This is a genomic window from Bradyrhizobium sp. LMG 9283 (assembly GCF_045571415.1).
In the GTDB taxonomy this organism is placed as follows: Bacteria; Pseudomonadota; Alphaproteobacteria; order Rhizobiales; family Xanthobacteraceae; genus Bradyrhizobium.
Genome location: NZ_CP120691.1, coordinates 111758 through 135348, shown reverse-complemented (window position 1 = coordinate 135348; position 23591 = coordinate 111758). Strand labels below are relative to the sequence as shown.

General features: G+C 63.1%; 22 protein-coding genes and 1 tRNA gene. 13 read left to right on the top strand and 10 right to left on the bottom strand.

The window, feature by feature from the left end:
- Positions 1–741: an SDR family oxidoreductase gene (locus tag P6U29_RS00590; protein ID WP_407115855.1), complete on the top strand. Its 741-nt coding sequence runs from the start codon at positions 1–3 to the stop codon at positions 739–741.
- Between the two features lie 57 nt (positions 742–798).
- Here the strand turns inward: P6U29_RS00590 and P6U29_RS00585 are convergent, their stop codons facing one another.
- On the bottom strand, positions 799–1767 hold the full coding sequence (locus tag P6U29_RS00585; protein WP_407115854.1) for a complex I NDUFA9 subunit family protein: 969 nt from the start codon (positions 1765–1767) through the stop codon (positions 799–801).
- A 151-nt stretch (positions 1768–1918) separates the two neighbouring features.
- On the opposite strand from P6U29_RS00585, the gene P6U29_RS00580 reads away from it, so the two are divergent.
- Together P6U29_RS00580 and P6U29_RS00575 are read left to right on the top strand one after the other, a co-directional pair.
- Positions 1919–2005 (top strand) — tRNA-Leu (locus tag P6U29_RS00580).
- Between the two features lie 337 nt (positions 2006–2342).
- Entirely contained in the window at positions 2343–3437 is a 1095-nt protein-coding gene (locus P6U29_RS00575) for a PIN-like domain-containing protein (RefSeq protein ID WP_407115853.1), read from the top strand.
- A 448-nt stretch (positions 3438–3885) separates the two neighbouring features.
- Here P6U29_RS00575 and P6U29_RS00570 read toward each other — a convergent pair whose 3' ends face one another.
- Positions 3886–4254, bottom strand: coding sequence for a lysozyme inhibitor LprI family protein (locus tag P6U29_RS00570; RefSeq protein ID WP_407115852.1), 369 nt, complete (start codon positions 4252–4254; stop codon positions 3886–3888).
- A gap of 215 nt (positions 4255–4469) precedes the next feature.
- Positions 4470–5741 (bottom strand): MFS transporter, encoded by a 1272-nt coding sequence (locus P6U29_RS00565; protein ID WP_407115851.1) that lies wholly within the window; start codon positions 5739–5741, stop codon positions 4470–4472.
- 275 nt (positions 5742–6016) lie between these two features.
- On the opposite strand from P6U29_RS00565, the gene P6U29_RS00560 reads away from it, so the two are divergent.
- From P6U29_RS00560 to P6U29_RS00515, 10 genes are all read left to right on the top strand, one after another.
- Positions 6017–7339: a UbiA family prenyltransferase gene (locus P6U29_RS00560; protein WP_407115850.1), complete on the top strand. Its 1323-nt coding sequence runs from the start codon at positions 6017–6019 to the stop codon at positions 7337–7339.
- Between the two features lie 117 nt (positions 7340–7456).
- Positions 7457–8071 (top strand): ribonuclease D, encoded by a 615-nt coding sequence (locus tag P6U29_RS00555; RefSeq protein WP_271543393.1) that lies wholly within the window; start codon positions 7457–7459, stop codon positions 8069–8071.
- 164 nt (positions 8072–8235) lie between these two features.
- Positions 8236–8970 carry an LPS export ABC transporter periplasmic protein LptC gene (gene lptC, locus P6U29_RS00550; protein WP_407115849.1) on the top strand — a complete coding sequence of 245 codons (735 nt, stop codon included), beginning with the start codon at positions 8236–8238 and terminating at the stop codon, positions 8968–8970.
- 5 nt (positions 8971–8975) lie between these two features.
- Entirely contained in the window at positions 8976–9683 is a 708-nt protein-coding gene (locus P6U29_RS00545) for an LptA/OstA family protein (protein WP_407115848.1), read from the top strand.
- A 223-nt stretch (positions 9684–9906) separates the two neighbouring features.
- A complete protein-coding gene (lptB, locus tag P6U29_RS00540; RefSeq protein WP_407115847.1) occupies positions 9907–10929 on the top strand; it encodes an LPS export ABC transporter ATP-binding protein in 1023 nt (340 codons plus the stop codon).
- Between the two features lie 90 nt (positions 10930–11019).
- Positions 11020–12639 (top strand): RNA polymerase factor sigma-54, encoded by a 1620-nt coding sequence (gene rpoN / locus P6U29_RS00535; protein ID WP_407115846.1) that lies wholly within the window; start codon positions 11020–11022, stop codon positions 12637–12639.
- 81 nt (positions 12640–12720) lie between these two features.
- Complete coding sequence (hpf, locus tag P6U29_RS00530; RefSeq protein WP_027576904.1) at positions 12721–13323, top strand: ribosome hibernation-promoting factor, HPF/YfiA family; 603 nt, start codon at positions 12721–12723, stop codon at positions 13321–13323.
- A gap of 218 nt (positions 13324–13541) precedes the next feature.
- Positions 13542–14003 (top strand): PTS IIA-like nitrogen regulatory protein PtsN, encoded by a 462-nt coding sequence (gene ptsN / locus P6U29_RS00525; protein ID WP_008141251.1) that lies wholly within the window; start codon positions 13542–13544, stop codon positions 14001–14003.
- Between the two features lie 191 nt (positions 14004–14194).
- Positions 14195–15487, top strand: coding sequence for an O-antigen ligase family protein (locus tag P6U29_RS00520; protein ID WP_407115845.1), 1293 nt, complete (start codon positions 14195–14197; stop codon positions 15485–15487).
- A gap of 13 nt (positions 15488–15500) precedes the next feature.
- Positions 15501–16523 (top strand): glycoside hydrolase family 5 protein, encoded by a 1023-nt coding sequence (locus tag P6U29_RS00515; protein ID WP_407115844.1) that lies wholly within the window; start codon positions 15501–15503, stop codon positions 16521–16523.
- Positions 16524–16901: 378 nt separating this feature from the next.
- Here P6U29_RS00515 and P6U29_RS00510 read toward each other — a convergent pair whose 3' ends face one another.
- From P6U29_RS00510 to P6U29_RS00480, 7 genes are all read right to left on the bottom strand, one after another.
- On the bottom strand, positions 16902–17174 hold the full coding sequence (locus tag P6U29_RS00510; RefSeq protein WP_035704148.1) for a DUF1150 domain-containing protein: 273 nt from the start codon (positions 17172–17174) through the stop codon (positions 16902–16904).
- 50 nt (positions 17175–17224) lie between these two features.
- Entirely contained in the window at positions 17225–17650 is a 426-nt protein-coding gene (locus tag P6U29_RS00505) for an Hsp20 family protein (protein ID WP_407115843.1), read from the bottom strand.
- Between the two features lie 274 nt (positions 17651–17924).
- Positions 17925–19013, bottom strand: coding sequence for a sn-glycerol-3-phosphate import ATP-binding protein UgpC (locus P6U29_RS00500; protein WP_407115842.1), 1089 nt, complete (start codon positions 19011–19013; stop codon positions 17925–17927).
- A 13-nt stretch (positions 19014–19026) separates the two neighbouring features.
- Positions 19027–19875, bottom strand: coding sequence for a sn-glycerol-3-phosphate ABC transporter permease UgpE (ugpE, locus tag P6U29_RS00495; RefSeq protein WP_407115841.1), 849 nt, complete (start codon positions 19873–19875; stop codon positions 19027–19029).
- Positions 19875–20756, bottom strand: a complete 882-nt coding sequence (gene ugpA, locus P6U29_RS00490) for a sn-glycerol-3-phosphate ABC transporter permease UgpA (protein ID WP_407115840.1) — start codon at positions 20754–20756, stop codon at positions 19875–19877. Before ugpA ends, ugpE begins: the two co-directional genes overlap by 1 nt.
- A gap of 49 nt (positions 20757–20805) precedes the next feature.
- Positions 20806–22122: a sn-glycerol-3-phosphate ABC transporter substrate-binding protein UgpB gene (ugpB, locus tag P6U29_RS00485; protein ID WP_407115839.1), complete on the bottom strand. Its 1317-nt coding sequence runs from the start codon at positions 22120–22122 to the stop codon at positions 20806–20808.
- 220 nt (positions 22123–22342) lie between these two features.
- A complete protein-coding gene (locus P6U29_RS00480; RefSeq protein ID WP_407115838.1) occupies positions 22343–23563 on the bottom strand; it encodes a CaiB/BaiF CoA transferase family protein in 1221 nt (406 codons plus the stop codon).
- Positions 23564–23591: the final 28 nt, after the last annotated feature.

The following is a 23591-nucleotide window of genomic DNA, read 5'->3' as shown; positions in this document are numbered from 1 at the left end:
GTGACGTCGCGCAAGACAGTTTTGGTGCTGGGTGGCTCCTCCGATATCGGCCGCGCCGCCGCGCGTGCCTTTGCCAAGGCCGGATACGATGTCGGCCTCGCCGGCCGGGACCTTGGCGTGCTCGAGCCTGATGCCGCCGATCTGCGCGCGCGCTACAATGTCGAGGTCGGTCTCCATAAATTCGACGTGCTCGACACCGGCTCGTTCGATGGCTTCGTCGCCAGCCTTGCCACGCTGCCCGACGTCGTCATCTCGATCGTCGGCCTGCTCGGTGTGCAGCAAAATGCCGAGAGCGATCTCGCCCACGCCACCGCGATCATGCGCTCCAACTACGAGGGACCGTCACTGATCCTCGGCCTGTTCGCGGAAAAGTTTCTAGACCGCGGCAGCGGCACGCTCGTCGGCGTGTCGTCGGTTGCCGGCGATCGCGGCCGTGCCTCGAACTATGTCTACGGCTCAGCCAAGGCCGGCTTCTCCGCCTTCCTGTCGGGCTTGCGCGCTCGCGCCAGCAGCAGTGGCGTTCACGTCGTCACGGTGAAGCCCGGCTTTGTCCGCACCAAGATGACGGAAGGCATGAAGCTCATCGGCCCGCTCACCGTCGAGGCGAGCGTGGTGGGCGACGCGATCTTTCAGGCGGTCGAGAGGAGCACCGATGTCGTCTATGTCAGCGGCAAATGGCGCCTCGTGATGCTCATCATCAAGACGCTGCCGGAAGCGGTGTTCAAGAAGCTGAAGTTTTGACGCCGTTGCCGCACGTTCGGTGCGCTCCCTCTCCCGCAAGCGGGAGTGGTGAGAACCTCACACGCTCATGCGCTGGAACTGTCCTGCGGCGCGGAAGCGCCAAAGATATTGCGGGGCGATCGCTTCCAGCGAATCGGGCGTGATGCCGAGGCCTTCCAGTGTCAGCCCGGCTGCCTTCGCCGCCTCCGACACGACATTGTCGCGCTCGAGCAGCGTGACCTGGTCCGGCGTCAGCTTGAACGCGCCCGGCGCGAATTGCAGGAAGTTGGCCTGGAAGCGGGCGAGGCCGAACGGCAGCGGCACCAGCATCCGCTTGCGGTCGGTGATGGCGAGGATGGTCTCGATGATCTCGCGCATGCTCAGCACTTCCGGCCCGCCGAGCTCGTAAATCGCGCCCGCCTTGGCCTTGCCGTCGGCCGCATCCGCGATCGCGCTGGCGACATCGCCGACATAGACCGGCTGCATCTTCGTCTCGCCGCCGATCAGGGGCAGCACCGGCGACATCCGGGCCAGTGCGGCAAAGCGGTTGGTGAACTGGTCCTCGGGGCCGAACATCACGGAGGGGCGGAAGATCGTGGCGGAGGGAACCGCGGCCAGGACCGCGGCTTCGCCGGCCGCCTTGGCCCTGGCATAGCGCGAGGGCGACTGCGCATCAGCCCCGATCGCCGAGACATGCACCAGCTGGGCCCCGGCGGAAGCTGCTGCCTTGGCGACGGTCTCGGCGCCCTTGGTCTGGACGGCGTCAAACGTCTGCGCGCCGCTCTCAGTGAGCACGCCGACGAGGTTGATCACGACATGCGAATCACGCAGCGCCGCCTCGACCGAGGCCGGATAGCGCAGATTCGCCTGCACGGTGTGGACCTGCCCGACCCGGCCGAGCGGCTGGAGGTATCCGGCGAGTTCCGGCCGCCGCACCGCGACGCGGACCCGGTAATCCCGCTTGCACAGGGCGCGGACGACGCTGCGGCCCAAAAACCCCGATCCGCCGAAAACCGTGACGAGCGTGTCCAGATTATTCGATGCCATGGGAGCCGTTCCTGCGGAAAAGGGTGCGTCGTGTCAGGCTTGTATCGGGCCGGTTTGCGATGCGCAATCGGCATCCCGAGCCCGACCTCACGCATGAATTGACAACGGCGTCACCGAACCGTAGTAACCGCCTCCGTGCCCCAAACGGCATGCCCAGGTGGTGGAATTGGTAGACGCGCTGGCTTCAGGTGCCAGTGGCTTAACGGCCGTGAAGGTTCGAGTCCTTTCCTGGGCACCATCGCTCCGCGATGTGGTTGATTTCGCTGAAGTCCCTGATACTGAAGGGTGATCGACCGTCTCAACTGGTACACAGAGACGGTACACATGCTTCTGCGAATGGCCTCTCCTATCCGCCGCGACGGCTCCTCCGTTCATTACCTCCGAAAGCGCGTTCCCGCTGACCTGACCGATAAGGCAGTGGGCTTGGTGCTGCGCGTCCCGGTGGGGGATGAAACGGCGACGGTGAAGGTCGGTGGTACCGGAACGATCAAGGTGTCGCTGCGCACCCTGATCCTCGGGAGGCCAAGGCACGGCAGGCCAAGGCACTTGCCTACCTTGATGATGTCTGGCGCTCGATGCGCGAGGCCCCTCGCCGCCTTACTCACCGAGAGGTCATTGCGCTGGCGGGCGAAGGCTACCGCCATGCCAAGAAGATTTGGGAGAACGATCCCGGTCGGGCAACGCTCTGGAACATGCTCCACCAAGCCGCCCTCAAGTGGGATGCTGACACGGCGCGACGTGAGATGGCTCCCTATGTTGCCGAGTTGCTCCAGCGGAAGGCCCTGCAGATCGACGATGACAGTTGGGCCCGGTTGGCCGTCGCCCTGCACGAGGCATTCAAGGACGCAACGGCACTGTTGGAGCGCAGGGGCAGAGGCGACTACGGACCAGATCTCGTCGAGGCGCGATTCCCAGAATGGAAGCCAGTCGAACCTCTTGGTAACGTCCCGCTGACTGTCGGCATCATCGCTCTCTGGGCAGACTGGGCTAAGGAAGCGCGACTAGACAGAGCCAAAGAGGCCGGAAGGCCTATCGTTATAATCACAGACGACGTGAAAGAAGATTGGTGGCAGGAATTTAGAGGCGAGAAAATTGGGCCTAGGCCGGAACTCGTAGAAGAAATGAAGCAATACGCCAATCAGCAATTTTACTTGTACACTTTAAGTCAGTTCCTCGACTATGCCGAAACGTTCCTGAATCGAAAAATCGACGCTGCAGCAATCGACGAGATCAAGTCTGACGAAAAACAACTGAGGGAAGTTGCTCGCCGTACCGTCGTGAGACAGAGTTCAGAAAACAAGGAATTGAGAAATTATCTGTGGCGGCCCAGGACCGCAAAAGTACGAGAGCTACTAAGCAAGAAAAACGTGCTTCAAGCCCATGCCTCAATCCTCGAAGGGGATCTTGATACCATTTTATCGAGGGATGGTTGGGACGGGGAAGATGCAGGGACGGTGCGCCAACTCCTGAAGCAGAAGCGCGAGGTGTCGACTGCTATCGCGGAGATAAACGAGGCGATCCGATCGGAACGAGCTAGCGACTCCGCACGGGTTGTGATCGTATCGCCTGATCAGAAAAGGGGAAGTTTTTACTTTCGCTCGGCGCTTAAGGACGTGAGCTCCGAGAACGAGGAAAAAGACGACGGGGATAAATTGGAAGACGACGAATGATTCTATCCGACCAATGACACTGACGCAGTGCGGGGATTCTGCCGGTCGGTTCTGTGAGCTTATCTTCCTTAGGCCTACCTGACATCCGGGGAGGGGGAAAATTGAGATTCTGCCACGACAGGTGACCTCTCACATTTATACCCCTCAACAGATTATAGACCGGTCCAAGAGGTCGGGAGGGGCCTAAGGTCCCCTTCTTCGTTTTCTGCGGCCAGTGCAACAACCCTGTGTAACAACGCCTCGACAAGAATCAAAAAACGCTATAATTGTCAAAGTGATAGGAATTGGGCCAACGAATCCTTTCCTGGGCACCATCGCTCTGCTCAAGCGTTTGAAATCGCGCGGTCCACGATACCGAAGCACAGCGCTCGTGGCGCGCCGAATGGCCGTCGTCGCCACGTCGGAAGATGCCGGCAAGGCCGGTGACCCCGAGCCCCCCTAGGAGGCCTCAGTGCTCGTTGACCGCAGCGCCGAGCTTGATCAGGCTCAGTGAGCGGTTCGCGGTCTCGCGCAGGCGGCAGTAGCTCGCGCCGCCCCGGTACATGCCGGGGTCGACGTTGTCGAAGACCGCGCAGAGGCGATCACGCGACGCGGCGAAAATTTTCTGCGAGTCATTGACCGCCTTGATCGCGTCGCCGAACCCGCCGGCCTGAACCTTCTTCAGAGCCTCACTGGTTTTCTGCGTCCAGACGGCGAGTTCGCGCGCCGCGCAGGCCTTCCATCTGGCGACATCGTCATTCGCGCCCTCTGCCGCCTTGATGCAGGGGTCGGCGACGAGCCCGACGCAGGCGCCGCCGAAACCGCCGGTTTTCTCCACTTTTTTAGGCAGGCATCGATCACGGCAAGGTCGGCTGGCGCGGTGCTTTGGGTGGTGTCTTGGGCGAAAGCCATCGATGCCAGCGGGAGGCCTGCGGCGAGGATCGCGGCGGCAAGTTTGAATTTCACTGGAGATCTCCGTTCGGCGCATCGATGCAACCTTGGTCACCGAAGGCCCGGCGTGGGTTCACCCGATTTGGAGCAGGAGCCGCTCCCTCACGCCACCCTCTTCCCCGCCCGCTCCGCCACCGCCTCCTGCACGAAATACATCATCACCAGCGTGACGATCGTCGTGGCCACGACGACGTAGCCGATCCGGTCGAAATGCAGCAGCGCGCCATCGGGTGCTTGCGCGATGATCGCGCCGGCGAGCACCGAGCCGAGCCCGCCGGAGAGCTGCTGCAGCGAGGCGCTGACCGCGCTGAATGAGCCGCGCTGATCGGGAGCGGGAATCGCCGACATCAGCGCCTGCGACGGGATCATCCGCGAGAAGATGCCGACGAACATCAGCACGTTGACGAGGATCGCGGTCGCGAGCGAGACGTGGCCGAGATTTGTGTAGATCAGCACCATGAGCACGGTCATCGCGCAGCCGAACACGAAGGTCGGATACTTGCCGAACGCGTCGCTCGCCCTGCCGACCAGCGGCCCCGTGACGATGCTGAACAGGCCGGAGACGAGATAGATCGTTGGCAGATGCGTGATGTCGATGCCGAGATTGTGCACGGTGTAGGCGCTGGAGAACGGCATCAGCATGTAACCGCCGGTCGCCAGCAGCGTCGTGACGGCGAAGGCGAGCGTATAACGCGGCTCTGCGAGCGTCGCGACCAGATGATGGAACGGGTTTCTGTCCTGCTTCAGCTTCAGATGTGCGTCGACCGGCTCCATGGCGAAGGCGATGATCGCGATTGCCGCGATCGACAGGATGACGATCGCGACGAAGCAGACATGCCAGTTCCAGTGATTGGCGAGGAACAGCCCGGCGGGAATGCCGAGCACCTGGCTCGCGGCGAACGCGGTCTGAATGAAGCCCATCACGCGGCCGCGCATCTGCAGCGGAAACAGGTCGGTGATGATGGCGAGCACGACCGAGCCGATCACGCCGCCGAACAATCCGGTCACGATCCGGCCGAGCAGCAGGACGTGATAATCCCGCGCGGCGGCGCAGAGCAGGGTGCCGAGCGTGAAGCCGACATAGAAGAACAGCAGCAGGCGCTTGCGATCGAAGCGATCGGCAAAGCCGGCGGCGAGGATGCCCGACACGCCCGCACTGAATGCGTAGGCCGACACCGCGATGCCGAACTGCCCCGCCGTGATGTTGAGCGAGGGCATCAGGATGGCGCCGAGCGGCGACATGATGATGAAGTCGAGGATGATCGTGAACTGCGTGAATGCGAGCAGCGCGATGAGGAGCGCCTGGTAGCGCGAGAAGCCGCGCTGGCGTTCCCGTTGGTCGTCGATCGGCGCAGCGAGCGTCTGTTCGGTCATTGGCACCTGATTCAGGCTGGGCCCCGCGGGGAGGGAAACTGGCAGATAGGGTGGGCCGGGACGATGTCCATGGCGCGCAAGGCAAACTTCTGCCGGAACAGGAAGCTCGCGCTGGGTTGTGGGATCCGGGCAACAGCGCCTCGAGCGCGAGCCGTCCGCGCCTTTCCAGGCGAATTAAGCCGCCTTTAGCGAATGCTCGCATAGGGTCGGCCATCCATTTCCCTGCTCCCCGGTCCTTGGGGCCCTCAACTCGCGGCAAGTAAGAGCGTTTTCGGATGGAGCAGCCTGCCTGGCAGCATGATCCTGGCCTGTCCGAGCCGTCGGCAACCCCGGCGGCGGCGCGGACGCTTGTGATCGATCTCGAAGGCGCGCTGTTGCGCTCCGAGCTGCTGATGGAGGCGCTGTTCTCCAGCCCCGGCCGCATGCTGGCCCGCTTCGGCGCGGGCGGACATGCGGGCATGGCGGCGCTCACGGAGATCCTGGCGCGAGCCGCAATCGACTACGCCCATCTGCCCTATGATTCCGACGTGATGACCCGGGCGCTGGCGGCGCGGGCGCGGGGTGAGAAGATCTATCTCGTCGCGGGGCGCTTCGCCGATCATGCTACTGCCATCGCGGCGCATCTCGGCTTCGATGGCGTCGTCACACCGGCCGACATCGCTGCGGGCAGCCTGCCGTTCGATCGTGCCTCGATCGAGCGCATCAAAAATCGCGACGTCCGCAGGGCCAGTCTCAAGACCTGGGCCAAGGCGCTGCGCGTCTACCAATACGCCAAGAACACGCTGGTGTTCGTGCCTGTGATCACTGCGCATCAGCTGAACCTTCCGACGCTGAGCTATGCGCTGCTCGCGTTTCTGGCGTTCTCGGCCTGCGCGTCGGGCGCCTATCTGATGAACGATCTGCTCGATCTTGCCGCGGACCGGCAGCATCCGACCAAGCGTCACCGCGCGCTCGCGGCCGGCGATTTGCCGATCTCGTCGGCGCTATCGGCGATCCCGGTGTTGTGGTTGTTCGCGGTCGCGGCCAGCCTCTGCATCTCGCCCCTGTTCCTCGGCGTGCTCGGCGTCTATCTCGCCACCACGATCGCCTATTCTCTCGTGCTCAAGCGCAAGATGCTGGTCGACATCGTCACGCTCGCCGGCCTCTACACGCTTCGCATCGTCGCCGGCGCGGCTGGTGTCGGCGTGGTGCTGTCGGAATGGCTGTTGATCTTCTCGCTGTTCGTGTTCACCTCGCTGGCGCTGATCAAGCGCTTCAGCGAACTCAGCATGCGCGAGAGCGCAGGGCTCGCCGATCCCTCCAACCGCGACTACAGGATCACCGACCTGCACGTCATCGCCGCGATGGCGGCGGCAAGCGCGATGAACGCGGTGACCGTATTCTCGCTCTACGTCTCTTCCTCGGCGGTGACGCCGCTCTACAGCCGTCCCTGGATGCTGTGGCTGCTCACTCCGCTGCTGCTGTACTGGTTCGGCCGCGCGTTGATGATGGCGCATCGCCGCGAGATGCCGGACGATCCGATTCTGTACGCTTTCCGCGACGGCCCCAGCCGTATCACGGTCGCGGCGATGATCTGCATCATGCTTGCCGCGATCTGACCGGCCCGTAAGGTCACGGCCGCCGCTTGCGTGAGCTGTCGCCAGTGGCTACATCGCGATCCATCCAATTAGCCTATGATATCGACGCACCGATTCGACCCGAGGTTTTGACCCGCCATGACCGTACGCCTGCACCGCGGCGACCTGCCCGACCTGTCCCGCTACACCGGAGCGGTGGCGATCGATACCGAGACCATGGGGCTGAACCCGCACCGCGATCGGCTCTGCGTGGTGCAGCTCTCGCCCGGCGATGGCAGCGCCGACGTGGTGCAGATCCCCAAGGGGCACACCGACGCGCCGAACCTGAAGGCGCTTCTGGCCAATCCGGCGGTCACGAAAATCTTCCACTTCGCGCGGTTCGATATCGCGGTGCTGTACCAGACCTTCGGCGTCATGACCGGGCCGATTTATTGCACCAAGATTGCCTCCCGCTTGACCCGCACCTACACCGATCGCCACGGCCTGAAGGACCTCGTGCGCGAGGTGCTCAACATCGATCTCTCCAAGCAGCAGCAGTCCAGCGACTGGGGTTCCGACAGCCTCAGCGAGCCGCAGCTCGCCTACGCCGCCTCCGACGTGCTGCATCTGCATGCCTTGCGCGAGCGGCTCGACGCCATGCTGGTGCGTGAAGGCCGCAGCCAGCTGGCGCAGGCCTGTTTCGATTTCCTGCCGACTCGCGCTCTTCTCGACCTCCAGGGCTGGGCGGAAGAGGACATTTTCGCGCATTCCTAAAGGCTCTGCGCGGCGATTAGCCAGAGGTTGCCGCCCCGTTTCGGACACTTTCGTAACGGCCTGTCGCCGGCTGCATATTTGGGCGGCGCCGGATAGAATGGGGCCGCCCCTCAGCCGGACCAGGCGAGCGATAGTTCAGGAGCGCAAGGTAAGTAGGAGCCCAGGTGAATTCGGCCCAGAATCCCACCTACGACGCCGCACTTGCGGCGAAGTTCGCCAGCGCGGCGCGCCACAGCCGCCTGGTGCGGATTCTGCGCATTGCGGTGCCAGGTGCGGTGCTGCTGTCCATGGCCGCCATCGTCGGCGTCTCGATCTTCAATCCGTTCCGCATGCTGATGCCGAAGCTGCCGCTCGATTCCGGAAATATGGTGGTGTCCGGCACCAGGATCACGATGGAGACGCCGCACCTCGCCGGTTACACGCCGGACCAGCGGCCTTACGAGCTCTGGGCCAAGACCGCGACGCAGGACATCACCGACCCCGATCATGTCGATCTGTCGGATTTGCGCGCGAAGGTGCTGATGGAGGATCAATCGACGCTGTTCCTCGACGCTCGCACCGGCCGCTTCGACAACAAGCAGCAGCAGCTCGATCTGCACAAGGACATCTTCCTGCGCACCTCGACCGGCTATGAGGCGCGGCTGAACTCGGCCTTCGTCGACATGGGCAAGGGCACGGTCACCTCGGACGAGCGCGTCGACGTCAAGCTGACCAACGGCACGCTGAGCGCGGATCGCCTGCGAATTACCGAAGGCGGTGACGTCATCCGCTTCGAGGGCAATGTGGTGATGCATCTGGACAAGCTGGACGAGCCCGCCGCCAACCAGCCCGCACCACCCGAGCCCGCGCCGCCAGCGAAGACACGCACGCCTCAGAACAAGTCTGCCAATTCAAAGTGATTTTCATGATGAACTGTTTTTCGCGCAACGCTGTTGTCGGCAACGCCGCGCTCGCCGTCGGCCTCGCGCTGCTCGTCACGGGTGCCGCCGTCGCGCAGGGCGCGATGCAAGGCGTGCCCAACGCGATGCAGGGCTTTACGCAGAACCGCGATCAGCCGATCCAGATCGAGGCTGCGTCGCTCGAGATGCGCGACAAGAAAAAGGAGGCGACCTTCGCCGGCAATGTAAAGGTCGTGCAGGGCGACACCATCATGACTTCGAAGACGCTGGTGGTGTTTTACGAATCGGGCGGCGACAAGCCGGCCACGCCGCAGCCCGCGCCTGCGAAGGGTACGAAATCGGCGCCGATGCAGTCGGCGACGCCAGGGCCGAGCGGCAGCTCCTCGATCAAGCGGCTGGAGGCGCGCGGCAATGTCGTGGTCACCCAGAAGGACCAGGTGGTAACAGGCGAGACCGCTATCTTCGACACCCGGACCAATCTCATCACCATGCTCGGCGGCTCGGGCCAGGTGGTCCTGACGCAGTGCAAGAACGTCATGCGCGGCGACCGCCTCACCGTCGATATGACCACCGGCGTGTCGCGCGTGGAATCCGACAGCGGCCGGGGAGTCCAGGTCCTGATGCCGCAGGGCGGCAGCAATGATTGCGGTCAGGGCGGCAAACCCGGCGCGGCGCCGCCCTTGCAGCTGCCCGGCGCAAGTAAACAAAAGTAAATTCAATCGCTTGTCTCGGGTACTCCCGATCCGAGGTTGAAGCCTGCGCGGCGAGACTGTATCTAGCGCGCAGGGCTTTCGAAGCGGGGTTCGCCGCTTTTCGGGCGTGTTTCACTGGGCATGAGACATCCCTTCACTCATGCTGCGTCAGCGAATCGGTCTGGCTGGCGCGGCAGATCGCGCGAATTTTCGCGCAAGAAACGCGCAAGGCTAGAAGACGGGGATGGTCGATCTCTTCAGCATGTTCCGTCGGCGCCCCGCCAAACGTGGCCGGCCTGGATTTGCGCGTCAGGACATCACCGCGCTCGGTGACAGCGTCGGAGGCCTCGTGGCCAGTCCTGTCAGAGACGCGCCGCCGATCACCCGGGAGCAGCCGCTGCGTGCGCCCGACCAGTTCCAAGGGAACTATCAGCCTGACTACCAGGCCGACTATCAAGTCGAGCCGCCGCGTCCGCAGCCGGTCCACCCGGTCAGGGCCGCCGGCAAATCCAACGGCGCGGGCGGGCCGCAGCTGCTGAAGCGGCCCGGCTTCCTGGCTGTGCATAATGTGGAAAAAGCCTTCGGCAGCCGCCAGGTGGTGCGCGGCGTCAGCATTTATGTGCGCCGCGGCGAAGCGGTTGGCCTGCTCGGCCCGAACGGCGCCGGCAAGACCACCGTGTTCTACATGATCACCGGCCTGATCAAGGCCGACCGCGGCGCGATCGAGCTCGATGGCCATGATGTGACGAAGCTGCCGATGTATCAGCGCGCGCGGCTCGGCATCGGCTACCTACCGCAGGAAGCCTCGATCTTCCGCGGCCTCACCGTCGAGCAGAACATCCGCGCCGTGCTCGAGGTGGTCGAGCCCTCGCGCAAGAAGCGCGAGCAGCAGCTCGATTCGTTGCTCGACGAGTTCAACATCACGCGCCTGCGCAAATCGCCGTCGATCGCGCTATCGGGCGGCGAGCGCCGCCGCGTCGAGATCGCGCGCGCGCTGGCGACGCGGCCGAACTACATGCTGCTCGACGAGCCCTTCGCCGGCATCGACCCGATCGCGGTCGGCGACATCCAGGATCTCGTCCGCCATCTCACCAATCGCGGCATCGGCGTGCTCATCACCGACCACAATGTGCGCGAGACGCTCGGTCTCACCGATCGCGCCTACATCGTCTATGCCGGGGAAATCTTGACCGAGGGAACCCCGGATGAGATCGTTGCTGATCCGGACGTGCGCCGCCTTTACCTTGGCGAGGAGTTCCGCCTCTAGCCCTTTTTTCCAATCCGTCAAGGCGTGTACATCGGGCTCGGACTAGGATAAGCAAAAATCGGACCAAATTTTGGGAACGGTTCTTGCTTCATGGCGCTCACGCAGAGATTAGAGTTCCGGCAATCGCAGTCGCTGGTCATGACGCCGCAGCTGATGCAGGCGATCAAGCTGCTGCAATTGTCCAATCTCGATCTCACCACCTTCGTGGAAGAGGAGCTTGAGCGTAACCCCCTCCTGGAGCGGGCCAATGACGAGGCCCCCGCGGGCGAGGCCGGCCAGTACGGCGATGGCGACGAGTCCGGTGGTCAAGGCGACAGTCTTGGCGACGACGGCTTCGGCGGCAGCGGCGAGGCCTTCGAGCCGGGCCAGGAAGAATGGATGAGCAAGGATCTCGGCACCCGCGCCGAGATCGAGCAGACCCTGGACACCGGCCTCGACAACGTCTTCTCCGAGGAGCCGGCCGAGGCCGCGGCGCGCAACGCCCAGGATGCCGTGCCGACCACCTATACCGAATGGGGCGGCGGCGCCTCGGGTGACGAAGACTACAATCTCGAAGCTTTCGTCGCGGCCGAGACAACGTTGTCGGATCATCTCGCCGAGCAGCTCTCGGTCGCCTTCACCGCACCCGCCCAGCGCATGATCGGCCAGTACCTGATCGATCTCGTCGACGAGGCCGGCTATCTGCCGCCCGATCTCGGCCAGGCCGCCGAGCGTCTTGGCGCATCGCAGCGGGAGGTCGAGGACGTCCTTGCCGTGCTGCAAAAATTCGACCCGCCCGGCGTCTGCGCGCGGTCCCTGAGTGAATGCCTGGCGATCCAGCTGCGCGAGCTCGACCGCTACGACCCCGCGATGCAGGCCCTGGTCGAGCATCTCGATCTGCTGGCCAAGCGCGACATCGTTGCCTTGCGCAAGATCTGCGGCGTCGACGACGAGGACATCGCCGACATGATCGGCGAGATCCGCCGCCTCAATCCCAAGCCGGGCATGAAGTTCGGCTCGGCGCGCCTGCAGACCATGGTGCCTGATGTCTATGTCCGTCCGGGCCCCGACGGCGGCTGGCATGTCGAGCTCAATAGCGACACCTTGCCGCGCGTGCTGGTCAATCAGACCTACTATTCCGAGCTGTCGAAGAAGATCGGCAAAGACGGCGACAAATCGTATTTCACCGACGCGCTGCAGAACGCGACCTGGCTCGTGCGCGCGCTCGACCAGCGCGCCCGCACCATCCTGAAGGTTGCAACCGAGATCGTGCGCCAGCAGGACGGCTTCTTCACCCATGGCGTCGCGCACCTGCGGCCGCTCAATCTGAAGGCCGTCGCCGATGCCATCCAGATGCATGAATCCACGGTGTCGCGCGTCACCGCCAACAAATATATGGCGACCAACCGCGGCACGTTCGAGCTGAAATATTTCTTCACGGCCTCGATCGCCTCGGCCGACGGCGGCGAGGCGCATTCGGCGGAAGCCGTGCGTCACCACATCAAGCAGCTGATCGATTCGGAGGAGCCCTCCGCGATCCTGTCGGATGACACCATCGTGGAACGCTTGCGCGCCTCGGGCATTGATATTGCCCGCCGCACGGTCGCGAAGTACCGCGAAGCCATGCGCATACCCTCCTCGGTGCAACGCCGCCGCGACAAGCAGAGTGCTCTTGGTAACGTCCTCTCCACCGCCTTGTCCGATCGCTCCCGCAACCCCGAGCCGGCCTGATTGCGCTGGAGCGAAATCGCGCTACTCTCGATTTCCCATCGAGACCGATCCAAGCTGGGCACCAACCAAGCGAGGCATCACATGACTCTCAGAATCTCGGGAAAGAGCATCAGCGTGGGCGAGGCCCTGCGCGGTCGCGTTGCCGACCGCACCGACGAGGTGCTGCGCAAGTATTTCGACGGCAACTATTCCGGCCATATCACGCTGAGCAAGGACGGCTTCGGCTTTCGCACCGATTGCGCCCTGCATCTCGATTCGGGAATTACGCTGGAGGCCGATTCGAACGCGCCGGATGCCTATGCCAGCGCCGACCAGGCACTGCTGATGATCGAGAAGCGGCTGCGTCGCTATAAAAACCGGCTCAAGGACCGCTCCGCCCGCAAGGCCCATGCCGCCACCGAGGCGATGGCCGCGCTCAATGCCACGAGCTATGTGCTCGAGGCGCCCGAGGGCGAGGACGAGGTCTCCGGCTACAGCCCCGTCATCATCGCGGAGCAAACCACCTCGCTCAAGTCGCTGTCGGTCAGCGAGGCCGTCATGGAACTCGACCTGAGCGGGGCGCCTTGCCTGGTCTTCCAGCACGGCTCCTCGGGCCGGGTGAACATCATTTACCGCCGGGCGGACGGCAATGTGGGCTGGATTGACCCGCCGGGGGCGAATGTGGACGGCCAGTCGGACGGTTAGGTCCGGGACCCGGGCCCGTACCATCCCGGCCCTTAACAATGACGGGGGCAAAGCCGCATGCGGGAGTTGGCACCGGGATTGCGTTGGAGTAGAAGCCCCCCACATCTGGACCGGGGCTAAGTCCGCCTCCTGCTTCATGTTATTGACGCCGGCTCAGCTTGGTCTATCAAGCTGGCCAATTCGGAACCTGACGGTTTAATTCACCTCGGAAACCCTCCATGCCGATTACCGATCTGGTCGCACCCGAGGCGATTCTCCCGGCATTGAAGGTCAACAGCAAGAAGCAGGCCCTGCAGGAGCTGGCGGCCAAGGCCGCCGAGCTGACCGGGCAGAACGAGCGCTCGGTGTTCGAGGTGCTGCTGCAGCGGGAGAAGCTCGGCACCACCGCGGTCGGCTATGGCGTCGCCATTCCCCACGGCAAGCTGCCCAAGCTGGAAAAGATCTTTGGCCTGTTCGCGCGGCTCGATCGCCCGATCGATTTCGAGGCGATGGACGGCCAGCCGGTCGATCTCGTCTTCCTGCTGCTCGCGCCCGAAGGCGCCGGCGCCGATCACCTCAAGGCGCTCGCCCGCATCGCCCGCCTGTTGCGCGATCAGGACATCGCCAAGAAGCTTCGCGCCTCGCGCGATGCGCAGGCGATCTATTCGGTGCTGGCGCTGCCGCCCGCGACTGCGGCCTAGAGCCAATCGTCGATATTGCTCGGTGACTGCACCTTTGCTCGAAGTGATTCACGAGCAAAGCTAATGCCTGCGAGCCGCGGCTCGCGAGATTTGCATCGATAAGACCTCCAGCCCCGGGAACGCGGACTGCGCGAAGGCAGTCGCGATGCAACCTAAGGGAAATATTAACCGTGCTTTCGGAAGGTCGGCTCATGGCCAGCCTGCACACCGTAGCGGATTCCGAGGTATACGACAGCGCGATCTGGAAAGCGCCCGGCATCGGCGTGGAAACGCTTGCCAAAAACGTGATCCGCATCTCGATCACCGTCAACGTGATCGCGTCGATGGGCGTTTTCCACCCCGCGTTGCTCCCCGCAGAGTGGAGCTATGTGCAGCAGGCCATCGCGCTCTTGATGTGGATCATCCTGATCTACGCCAGTGCCTTCGTACGTCCGCGCGTGAGAGTGCAGCCCAATCCCGATCTCATCGCGCTGGTCGCATTCTATGCTCTCGCCGCCGTTTCCGTTCTCTGGACCAGCCTCGCCACCGCTGCGATCATGAAGAGCGCGGCACTTGTGGTGACGACCTTCGGTGCATACTGCCTCATCACGCGTATCGGCATCGACGAGATCGTCGGATCGACCGCGCTGGGGCTCTTCATACTGGTCGCCGCCTCGGCCCTGTGTGCGGTCTTCGTGCCCGAGATCGGCGTAGACCAGAGCTGGATGCACAATGGCCAGTGGCAAGGAATATATGAATCGAAGCAGACGCTCGGCTTCATCAGCGCATATCTGATGTTCTTTGCCTGCTATCAGAAGATGACGGGCCAGGGGTGGATCGCTTTTCTCTCGACCTTTCTCCTGGCATCGATCTGCGTCATCGCCTCGGGATCTCGTGGTGCCGGTGCCGTTGCGCTTGCCGCGGGCGGACTGCTCGTGACCTCGATTTGGTCGGTCCGCTGCATGAGAGTCTACGCGGTGCTGCCGTTCATCATGTGCATCCTGGCCGCCCTGCTGATGCTGTATTTCTATGTGACGGGGTACGATTCCATCCATATCGGCGAATCGACCATCGATTTCACCGAGCGGACCTTCATTTGGCAGTACGCCATCAGCCACTTCAACGATGCGCCGCTGCTGGGCTTTGGCATCAACGGATTCTGGACGCGGCCTTCGATTTACGACTATTTCAACCAGAACCATGGCTGGGTGCTCGACAATTATCATAGTGGTTACGTCGCGGTGGCGATTGAAGCCGGATTTCTGGGATACGTGCTGTTCGTTGCGAGCGTCTATCTGTTCTCGGAGAAGGTCCTGTATTTGATCGCCACTCGCTCGATCAATCGTTGCCACTGCGCGCTCATCATCGGATTCGTCGTCCTGAGCTTTCAATCGAATTTCACGGAGACGATGTTCCTTCGCTCGACGATGTTCACGTCGGTGCTGCTCGTCGCATTCTTCTTCGCGGTATGCAGGCCGGTACCCCAGCAACCCCTGCAGCAATGATGGGCAGGCAAGGATGAATGCCATCTGCGCCCGCTGGTTGGTAACTCTAGGTCTCGCCTTGGCAATATCCGTGCTCGGGATCTGCTGCCACGCCGGGGCAGCCGGGCAAGGCACCGCGCCCGCTCCGCCAAAATTGGGGCGCGGCATCAACATCCTTGGCTATGACGGCATCTGGGAGGGCGGCCGGAACGCGCCATTTCGTCTCGACAACCTCACCGCGATCGGGCGCGCCGGGTTCTCGCACGTGCGGATCAATTTCTTCGGCTTCAAGTTCATGAACTCGGGGAATTCGCTGGACGAAGTCGTCTTGAGGCGGCTTGATGCCGTGATCGAGGAGGTGCTCGCCCGAAATCTCATCCCCATCCTGGACGAGCACGACACCCATGTTTGTCAGCGCGACGTCTCCGAGTGCGCCGAGAAGCTGAAAGCGTTCTGGACGCAAATCGCCGAGCGCTATGCCGGAAAATATCCGAGGCTTGTCTTCGAGGTCCTCAATGAGCCGGGCGGGCAGATGACGTCCACCATCTGGAACGCGCTTCTGAACGAGTGTCTCGGCATCATTCGCACCACCAACCCGCGGCGGACGGTCATTGCTGCCTTTCTCAACGTCGATGACATGCCGATCGAGGCACTCGCCCTGCCATCAGATGACAGAAACCTCATCGTGACGTTTCACTATTACGCGCCGATCCGTTTCACCCATCAGGGGGCGCCGTGGTCCCAAACGTTTTCGCGAGTAGGGCCACTTGATTGGGGCAGCCCGGAGGACGAACGGAAGGCTTTCGCCGATTTCGAGAAGGTGCGTATTTGGTCCGAGCGGGAAAAGCGCCCGATCTATCTCGGCGAGTTCGGAGTGTACGAGCGTGCTCCAGCCGAAGCTCGGACGAGATATCTATCGTTCGTAGCGCGAAGTGCGGAGCGGCTTGGCTGGGCATGGGCCTACTGGCAGTTCGACCATGATTTCGCTGCCTTCGACAGCGCGCGCCAAACCTGGAAGCCAGACATCATGCGGGCGCTGATCCCGGCGGTGCGTTGAAGCGGGGGTGCGACCTGAACTCTGCGGCGCCGGCGTGAAGCCCATCCGACGACGGATCGGAGAGCAGGTTAAGCTCGCGGACGATGCGATCGTGCCCCGGACGCAGCGCAGCGCCCCCGGCGATGCGAAGCATCGTCCGGTGCGGTGCGCTGCAGAGCCGGGGCCCATGCCGCAGCACGTGTCGTGGCTTCCTGGGTCCCGGCTCTGCGCCGCAACGCCAAGAGCGTTGCAGCGCGTCCGGGACATGGGAGAGACGCGCGCCATCGTCACGCACGCCGTCATTGCAATGACGATAGGAAGCTTCTTCGTTCCGAATGAAAACAGGCACGCCTTCATGTGAAGGCATGCCCGTTTGAAACTCTATTCGAATGCGCGTGCTCAGTGCACGCTCACCGCTTGCAGCTCGTTGCTCCAGGCGTTGGCGATTGCGGCTTCGCGGCTGTCGGTCAACATGATCGGCGTGCCGTCGGCGGCGTGGAGCGCGAACAGCTTGAGGCCCGGTGCAATCTTGGGTGCCTCGGGGAACAGGTCCGGCACGTCCTCGGAGCGGATCTGCTTCACATAGGCGATATGGCCTTCGCCCAGGGTCGCCAGCGTCTCCGGAGAGACGTTCTTGGCTTCGTATTCGAACGCAACGTGACCTTCACTCATGGTCTCGACTCCTCTGGAACACTAAGCGGTCGAGTCCGCTACTCGCTCCATTATTCGTGCTCATTGATAGCGATTGTCTTAACGATCCTCTCCGGTTCAGGCCGGGCCAGATCGATCGACAACAGCCCGTTCTTCAGATCCGCCCCCAGCACCAGCATCCCCTCCGCCAGCACGAAGGTGCGCTGGAAGTGGCGCGCGGCGATGCCGCGATGGATGTATTGCCGGGTCTTGTCGTCCTGCTGCCGCCCGCGGATCACGAGCTGGTTTTCCTCAATGGTTACATCGAGTTGGTCGCGCGTGAATCCGGCAACCGCCAGCGTGATGCGCAAACGCTCGGGCTGGCCGTCCGCGCGGTCGCACCTCTCGATATTGTAGGGAGGGTAACCGTCGGCGCCTTTGACGACGCGGTCGAGCACGCGCTCGATCTCGTCGAAGCCCAGCAGGAAGGGACTGGAGAGCGTTGGAACACGAGACATAGTTTACAAAGTCCTCGCAGAAGCGACTTTGGTGTTTCAGGGCCCGTCAAGGCACCCCTTGGTCAGCAATATGGGCATATCCCCGTGTGGGTTCAAGGACGTAGCCGGGGCTGTGGATAGGGCATTGCACTGCCAGATGGTTTCTGGATCGTCATGCCCGGCTTGTCCCGGCCATGACGAAGTTGCGGGCAAATTAGCCTAACGAAAACAAAGCCCCTTCTACTGTGCATGGGGTTGTTTTCGCACTTTTTGATCGAGCGCCTCCCGGAACCCGTCAGGCCTCGATCCGCTTCCGCCCGTCACCGCTGAACAAATGCAGCTTAGCCCGCGCCGCCGCGACGCGGATTTTCGCGCCGATAACGGGGGCTTCGGTGCCGGGAATGCGGACGATGACCTCGCCGGGTGGCAGCTCGCCGGGCGTGGCGGCGACGCGTTGGTCCTCCTGAGCCCGCGAGCCGTAGACGAAGGTTTCGGCGCCGACCCGCTCGATCGCCTCCACGGTGAGCGGCAGCGAGACGCCGCCGGCCGGCGTCTGATCGGTGATGACGAAGTCTTCCGGGCGGATGCCGAGAATGCCGGCGTCTGCCGCCGCGCTGCCGGCGAGCTGCGACCGGATCTCCTCTGGCCGTGTCGACATCAGATTCATCGGCGGCGCGCCGATGAAGGAGGCGACGAAGGTCGTCGCCGGCTTTTCGTAGATCGCCAGCGGATTGCCGACCTGCTCGACCTGGCCGCCATTCATCACGACGAGAATGTCGGCCAGCGTCATCGCTTCGAGCTGGTCGTGGGTGACGTAGATCGAGGTGACATTGAGCCGGCGCTGCAATTTGCGGATCTCGACGCGCATCGCGATGCGCAGCTTGGCATCGAGATTGGAGAGCGGCTCGTCGAACAGAAACACTTTCGGCTGGCGCACGATGGCGCGGCCCATGGCGACGCGCTGGCGCTGGCCGCCGGAGAGCTGGCGCGGCTTGCGCTCCAGCATGGCGGAGAGCTCGAGCACGCGCGCGGCTTCCTCGACGCGGGTCTTGATCTCGGCCTCCGCCATGCCGCGATTGCGCAGGCCATAGGCCATGTTGTTGTAGACGCTCATATGCGGATAGAGCGCGTAGTTCTGGAACACCATCGCGATGTCGCGATCGGCGGGCTCGATCTGGTTGACGACGCGGCCACCGATGTCGATCTCGCCGCCGGTGACCGTTTCGAGTCCCGCGACCATGCGCAGCAGCGTGGACTTGCCGCAGCCGGAAGGACCGACCAGCACGCAGAACTGCCCGTCGGCGACATCGACGTCGACGCCTTTGATGGCCTCGAAGCCGCCGGTGTAGGTCTTGCGGACATTACGCAGGGTGACGTTAGCCATGAAAACTCACTTCTTACTTTTCCGTCTCGACCAGTCCGCGCACGAACAATTTCTGCATCACGACGACAACAAAGACCGGCGGTAACATGGCCAGCACGGCGGTTGCCATCACGAGCGGCCATTCGGTCAGTGCGTCGCTGGTGGTGATCATCTTGCGGATGCCGATCTGGATCGTCTGCATGTCATCGCGCGTGGTGATCAGCAGCGGCCAGAGATATTGATTCCAGCCGAGGATGAACAGGATCACGAACAGCGCCGCCATGTTGGTGCGCGACAGCGGCAGCAGCGTATCCCAGAAGAAGCGGAAGGGACCGGCGCCGTCGATGCGTGACGCCTCCAGCAGTTCGTCCGGCACGGTCATGAAGAACTGTCGGAACAAGAGCGTCGCGGTGGCGGATGCGATCAGCGGCAGCGACAGGCCGGCATAGCTGTCCAGCATGTGCAGATCGGCGACGATCTTGTAGGTCGGATAGATGCGCACCTCGACCGGCAGCATCAGCGTGATGAAGATGAGCCAGAAGATCGGCATCCGGAACGGAAAGCGGAAATATACGATCGCATAGGCCGAGATGATCGAGATCGCGATCTTGCCGACGGCGATCAGCAGCGCCGTTATCAGCGAGTTCAGCATCATGTTGCCGACCGGCTCGCGGGTCGATCCGCTCGTGCCGACGAAGATGGTCTGATAGTAAGTCTCGAAGAAGTGGCCGCCGGGCAGCAGCGACATCTGCCCGTTCGCGATCAGCGCGTTGTCCTGGGTCGAGGCGACGATCGCGATGTAGACGGGGAAGGCGACGATCGCGATCCCGATCCAGAGGATGATGTGCGCGACGTACCGCCGAAAGCCTTCTTCCTCGACCATCAGTAGGTCACCTTGCGTTCGACGAAGCGGAACTGAATCCCCGTCAGCACGATCACCATGATCATCAGGATCACCGATTGCGCCGCCGAGCTGCCGAGATTGCCGCCGAGCAGGCCGTCGGAATAGACCTTGTAGACCAGCGTTTCCGTCGACTTGCCCGGACCGCCGCGGGTCATGGTGTCGATGATGCCGAAGGTGTCGAAGAAGGCGTAGACGATGTTGACGACCAGGAGGAAGAAGATGGTCGGCGACAGCAGCGGGAAGGTCACGGTCCAGAATCGGCGCATCGGGCGCGCGCCGTCGATCGCGGCTGCCTCGAGCACGCTTTTCGGGATGCTCTGCAGGCCGGCGAGGAAGAACAGGAAGTTGTAGGAGATCTGCTTCCAGGCGGCGGCGAGGATGATCAGCATTGCGGCCTGGTCGCCGTCGAGCAGCGGATTCCAGTCGACGCCGAGGGCGCGCAAGTACCGCGAGAGCACGCCGAGCGAGGGATGCAGCATGAAGATCCAGAGCACGCCGACGACCGGCGGCGCCACCGCATAGGGCCAGATCAGCAGCGTGCGGTAGAGCATCGAGCCGCGCAGCGGCTTGTCCGCCATCACGGCGAGCAGCAGCGCAAACGACAGCGACGATATTGCGATCGCGAACGAGAAGAAGAAGGTGCGCAGGATCGCCTCGAAATAGGCGCGTTCCTTGAACAGCTCGAGATAGTTGTCGAACCAGACGAAGCTGATCGACAGGCCGAAGGCGTCCTGGAGCAGGAAGGACTGGATCACCGCCTGCAAGGCCGGCCAGTAGAAGAAAATCAGGACGATCGCGAGCTGCGGTGCAACCAGCGCGTACGGCAATAGCTTCGACTGGAAAATGGCTTGCTTTTGCATGATGCCCGCGGGGGCGGCAGGCCGGTTGACCGGCCCGCCGCTCGTCGCCTTACTTCACCGCGGTCTTTTCGAACTGGCGCAGCATGGTGTTGCCGCGCTCGACGGCCGCGTCCAACGCCTGCTTGGCGGTCTTCTTGCCGGCCAGCGCCTGCTCGATCTCCTCCGCCCAGACGTCACGGAGCTGCACCATGTTGCCGAGGCGCAGGCCGCGCGAATTCTCGGTCGGCTCCTTGTTGGTCAGCTCGAGCAGCGGCGTCTCCAGATACGGCTGGTCCTTGTAGAAGCCTTCTGCCTTGGCCTTCTCATACGCCGCCTTGGTGATCGGCAGATAGCCGGAGGCCTTGTGGATATAGACCTGGCGATCGGTGTCCGAGAGGAAGGTCAGGAATTTTGCGACGCCCTTGTATTCGTCGGCCGACTTGCCGCCCATCACCCAGAGCGAGGCACCGCCGATGATCGAGTTCTGCGGTGCGCCCTTGACGTCCGGATAATAAGGCATCGGCACCGCGGTGAAGGCGAACTTGGCCTGCGCCTTGACGTTGCCGAAGAACGCCGACGAGGTCAGGTAGAGCGGGCATTCGCCCGACGTGAAGCGACCTTCGCCGGTGTTGGTGCGGCCGGCATAGTCGTAGGTCTTGTCCTTCTGGAGCTCGATGAGGTTTTCGAGATGCTTGACCTGGAGCGGTCCGTTGAACGAGAGCACGGTGTCGAAGCCGTCGAGGCCGTTGGCCTTCGTCGACAGCGGCACGTTGTGCCAGGCGGAGAGCTGCTCGAGATTGACCCAGGTGACCCAGGAGTTGGAAAATCCGCAGGTGGCGTGGCCCGCCGCCTTCAGCTTCTTGGCGGCGTCGAACACCTCAGGCCAGGTCTTCGGGATATCGACATTGGCCTTCTTCAGCTCGTCGAGGTTGACCCACATCACGGTCGACGACGAGTTGAAGGGGAAGGACAGCATCTCGCCCTTCGAGGTCGAATAGTAGCCGGTGATTGCGGGCAGGTAGGCCTTCGGATCGAACTTCTCGCCGGTCTCGGCCATCAGCTTGTAAACCGGCTTCACCGCGCCGGTCGCGGCCATCATGGTGGCGGTGCCGACCTCGAACACCTGCATGATGTGCGGCGCGTTGCCGGCGCGGAACGCGGCGATGCCGGCGTTCATCGTGTCGGCGTAGTTGCCCTTGTAGGTCGGGATCACCTTGTAGTCGCTCTGCGCGGCGTTGAAATCGTTGGCGAGCTTGACGATGACGTCGTTGTTGGCGCCCGTCATCGCGTGCCACCACTGGATTTCGGTCACCGCGAGCGCCGGCGAGGCGCCGAGACCAATCGTGAGTGCAACAGCAGCAGCCGCGCCAAAATGTCGAAGAGCCATCAAGAAAACCTCCCTTGCCCGTCACTAAAGAAGCGCTTGCGCTAGCAGCGCCCTATGACGTTCACATGACTGTGTAAGCGGCCGAAACGAAAGCGGCAAGCGCTGGAAAAGGAAAGCCGGAAAATAGGCGAAGACGTGCGCGGACAGCCAAATCCGCTCGCGCTGCACATGCGCGCGCGCGCCGCAGTGCGGCAATTAGTTGGGTGAGGAGGTCGGGCCTTTAGCGTTTCCGCTCGGGACCGCAGACGGTGCCCTTCTCGACCATCGCGTCGATCTCGGCCTTGGAGTAGCCGAACTCACCCAGCACCTCCGCGGCGTGCTGGCTGAATTTCGGCGGCACGCGCCGCAGGCTCGGCTTGCTGCGATCGAGCCGGATCGGCGAGGCCACGCCCTTGTACCAGTCCTTCTCGATAATATCGCCGCGGTAGATCGTGTGCGGGTTCGTCAACGCCTGGTCGATCTTCTGCACCGGACCTGCGGGCAGGCCGGCGGCGAGCAGGCGATTGCACAGCGGTTCAGCCTCGTGCTGGCTGAACACCCCGGCAAGCTCGGCGCGCAGCGCCTCGCGATTGGCGATGCGGTCCTTGTTGCGGGCAAAGCGCGGGTCGGTGCCGAGCTCGGGTTTGCCGATCTCTTTCGCCAGCTTGCGGAAGGTGCCGTCATTGCCGACGCCGATGAAGATGTTGTCGGTCTTGGTCGGGAAGATCGCGTAAGGCACGAGATTGGGATGCTCGTTGCCGGTGAGGCCCGGCGGCTTGCCATGCATGAAATAATTCGCGGTGTGCGGATGCATGATGGCAAGGCCCGTCTCGTACAGCGTCGTCTCCAGGAACTGGCCCTTGCCGGAGCGCTGCCGCTCCGACAGCGCCATCAGGATGCCGATCGCCGCATAAAGGCCGGTGGTGATGTCGACCAGCGGCACGCCGATCCGCATCGGTCCGCTCTCGGGCGATCCGGTCGCTGCGATCATGCCGGTCATGGCCTGGATGATGGCGTCATAGCCGGGATTGCCGCCACGCGGGCCGTCGGCGCCGAAGCCGCAGATCCTGCAATGCACGAGGAGCGGGAATCTCTTGCTAAGGACTTCGTTTCCGATGCCCCATTTCTCCAGCGTGCCCGGCTTGAAATTCTCGATCAGGACGTCGGCCGTCTCCAGCATCTTCAGCAGCACGACGCGGCCGCCCTCGGAGGCGAGGTCGAGGCCGATCGAGCGCTTGTTGCGGTTGATGCCGACGAAATAGGCCGCGTCCTCCTCGTGGAAGGGAGGCCCCCATTCGCGCACCTCGTCGCCAGCGGGCGGCTCGACCTTGATCACGTCGGCGCCATGGTCGGCGAGGATCTGGGTGCAGTAGGGACCGCCGAGCACGCGCGTGAGATCGATGACGCGCAGTCCGCTCATGGCCCCCAGAACGGCTTCAGAACCCGCGGCTTCAGAACTCATGCCTTCGCTTCTCCTGTGTCGAGATTTG

Coding starts and splice junctions, on each gene's coding strand:
- P6U29_RS00585 (WP_407115854.1), bottom strand. CDS start 1,767: ATGGCATCGAATAATCTGGACACGCTCGTCACGGTTTTCGGCGGATCG.
- P6U29_RS00575 (WP_407115853.1), top strand. CDS start 2,343: ATGCGCGAGGCCCCTCGCCGCCTTACTCACCGAGAGGTCATTGCGCTG.
- P6U29_RS00565 (WP_407115851.1), bottom strand. CDS start 5,741: ATGACCGAACAGACGCTCGCTGCGCCGATCGACGACCAACGGGAACGC.
- P6U29_RS00560 (WP_407115850.1), top strand. CDS start 6,017: ATGGAGCAGCCTGCCTGGCAGCATGATCCTGGCCTGTCCGAGCCGTCG.
- P6U29_RS00555 (WP_271543393.1), top strand. CDS start 7,457: ATGACCGTACGCCTGCACCGCGGCGACCTGCCCGACCTGTCCCGCTAC.
- P6U29_RS00545 (WP_407115848.1), top strand. CDS start 8,976: ATGATGAACTGTTTTTCGCGCAACGCTGTTGTCGGCAACGCCGCGCTC.
- lptB (WP_407115847.1), top strand. CDS start 9,907: ATGGTCGATCTCTTCAGCATGTTCCGTCGGCGCCCCGCCAAACGTGGC.
- rpoN (WP_407115846.1), top strand. CDS start 11,020: ATGGCGCTCACGCAGAGATTAGAGTTCCGGCAATCGCAGTCGCTGGTC.
- hpf (WP_027576904.1), top strand. CDS start 12,721: ATGACTCTCAGAATCTCGGGAAAGAGCATCAGCGTGGGCGAGGCCCTG.
- ptsN (WP_008141251.1), top strand. CDS start 13,542: ATGCCGATTACCGATCTGGTCGCACCCGAGGCGATTCTCCCGGCATTG.
- P6U29_RS00520 (WP_407115845.1), top strand. CDS start 14,195: ATGGCCAGCCTGCACACCGTAGCGGATTCCGAGGTATACGACAGCGCG.
- P6U29_RS00515 (WP_407115844.1), top strand. CDS start 15,501: ATGAATGCCATCTGCGCCCGCTGGTTGGTAACTCTAGGTCTCGCCTTG.
- P6U29_RS00510 (WP_035704148.1), bottom strand. CDS start 17,174: ATGAGTGAAGGTCACGTTGCGTTCGAATACGAAGCCAAGAACGTCTCT.
- P6U29_RS00505 (WP_407115843.1), bottom strand. CDS start 17,650: ATGTCTCGTGTTCCAACGCTCTCCAGTCCCTTCCTGCTGGGCTTCGAC.
- P6U29_RS00500 (WP_407115842.1), bottom strand. CDS start 19,013: ATGGCTAACGTCACCCTGCGTAATGTCCGCAAGACCTACACCGGCGGC.
- ugpE (WP_407115841.1), bottom strand. CDS start 19,875: ATGGTCGAGGAAGAAGGCTTTCGGCGGTACGTCGCGCACATCATCCTC.
- ugpA (WP_407115840.1), bottom strand. CDS start 20,756: ATGCAAAAGCAAGCCATTTTCCAGTCGAAGCTATTGCCGTACGCGCTG.
- ugpB (WP_407115839.1), bottom strand. CDS start 22,122: ATGGCTCTTCGACATTTTGGCGCGGCTGCTGCTGTTGCACTCACGATT.
- P6U29_RS00480 (WP_407115838.1), bottom strand. CDS start 23,563: ATGAGTTCTGAAGCCGCGGGTTCTGAAGCCGTTCTGGGGGCCATGAGC.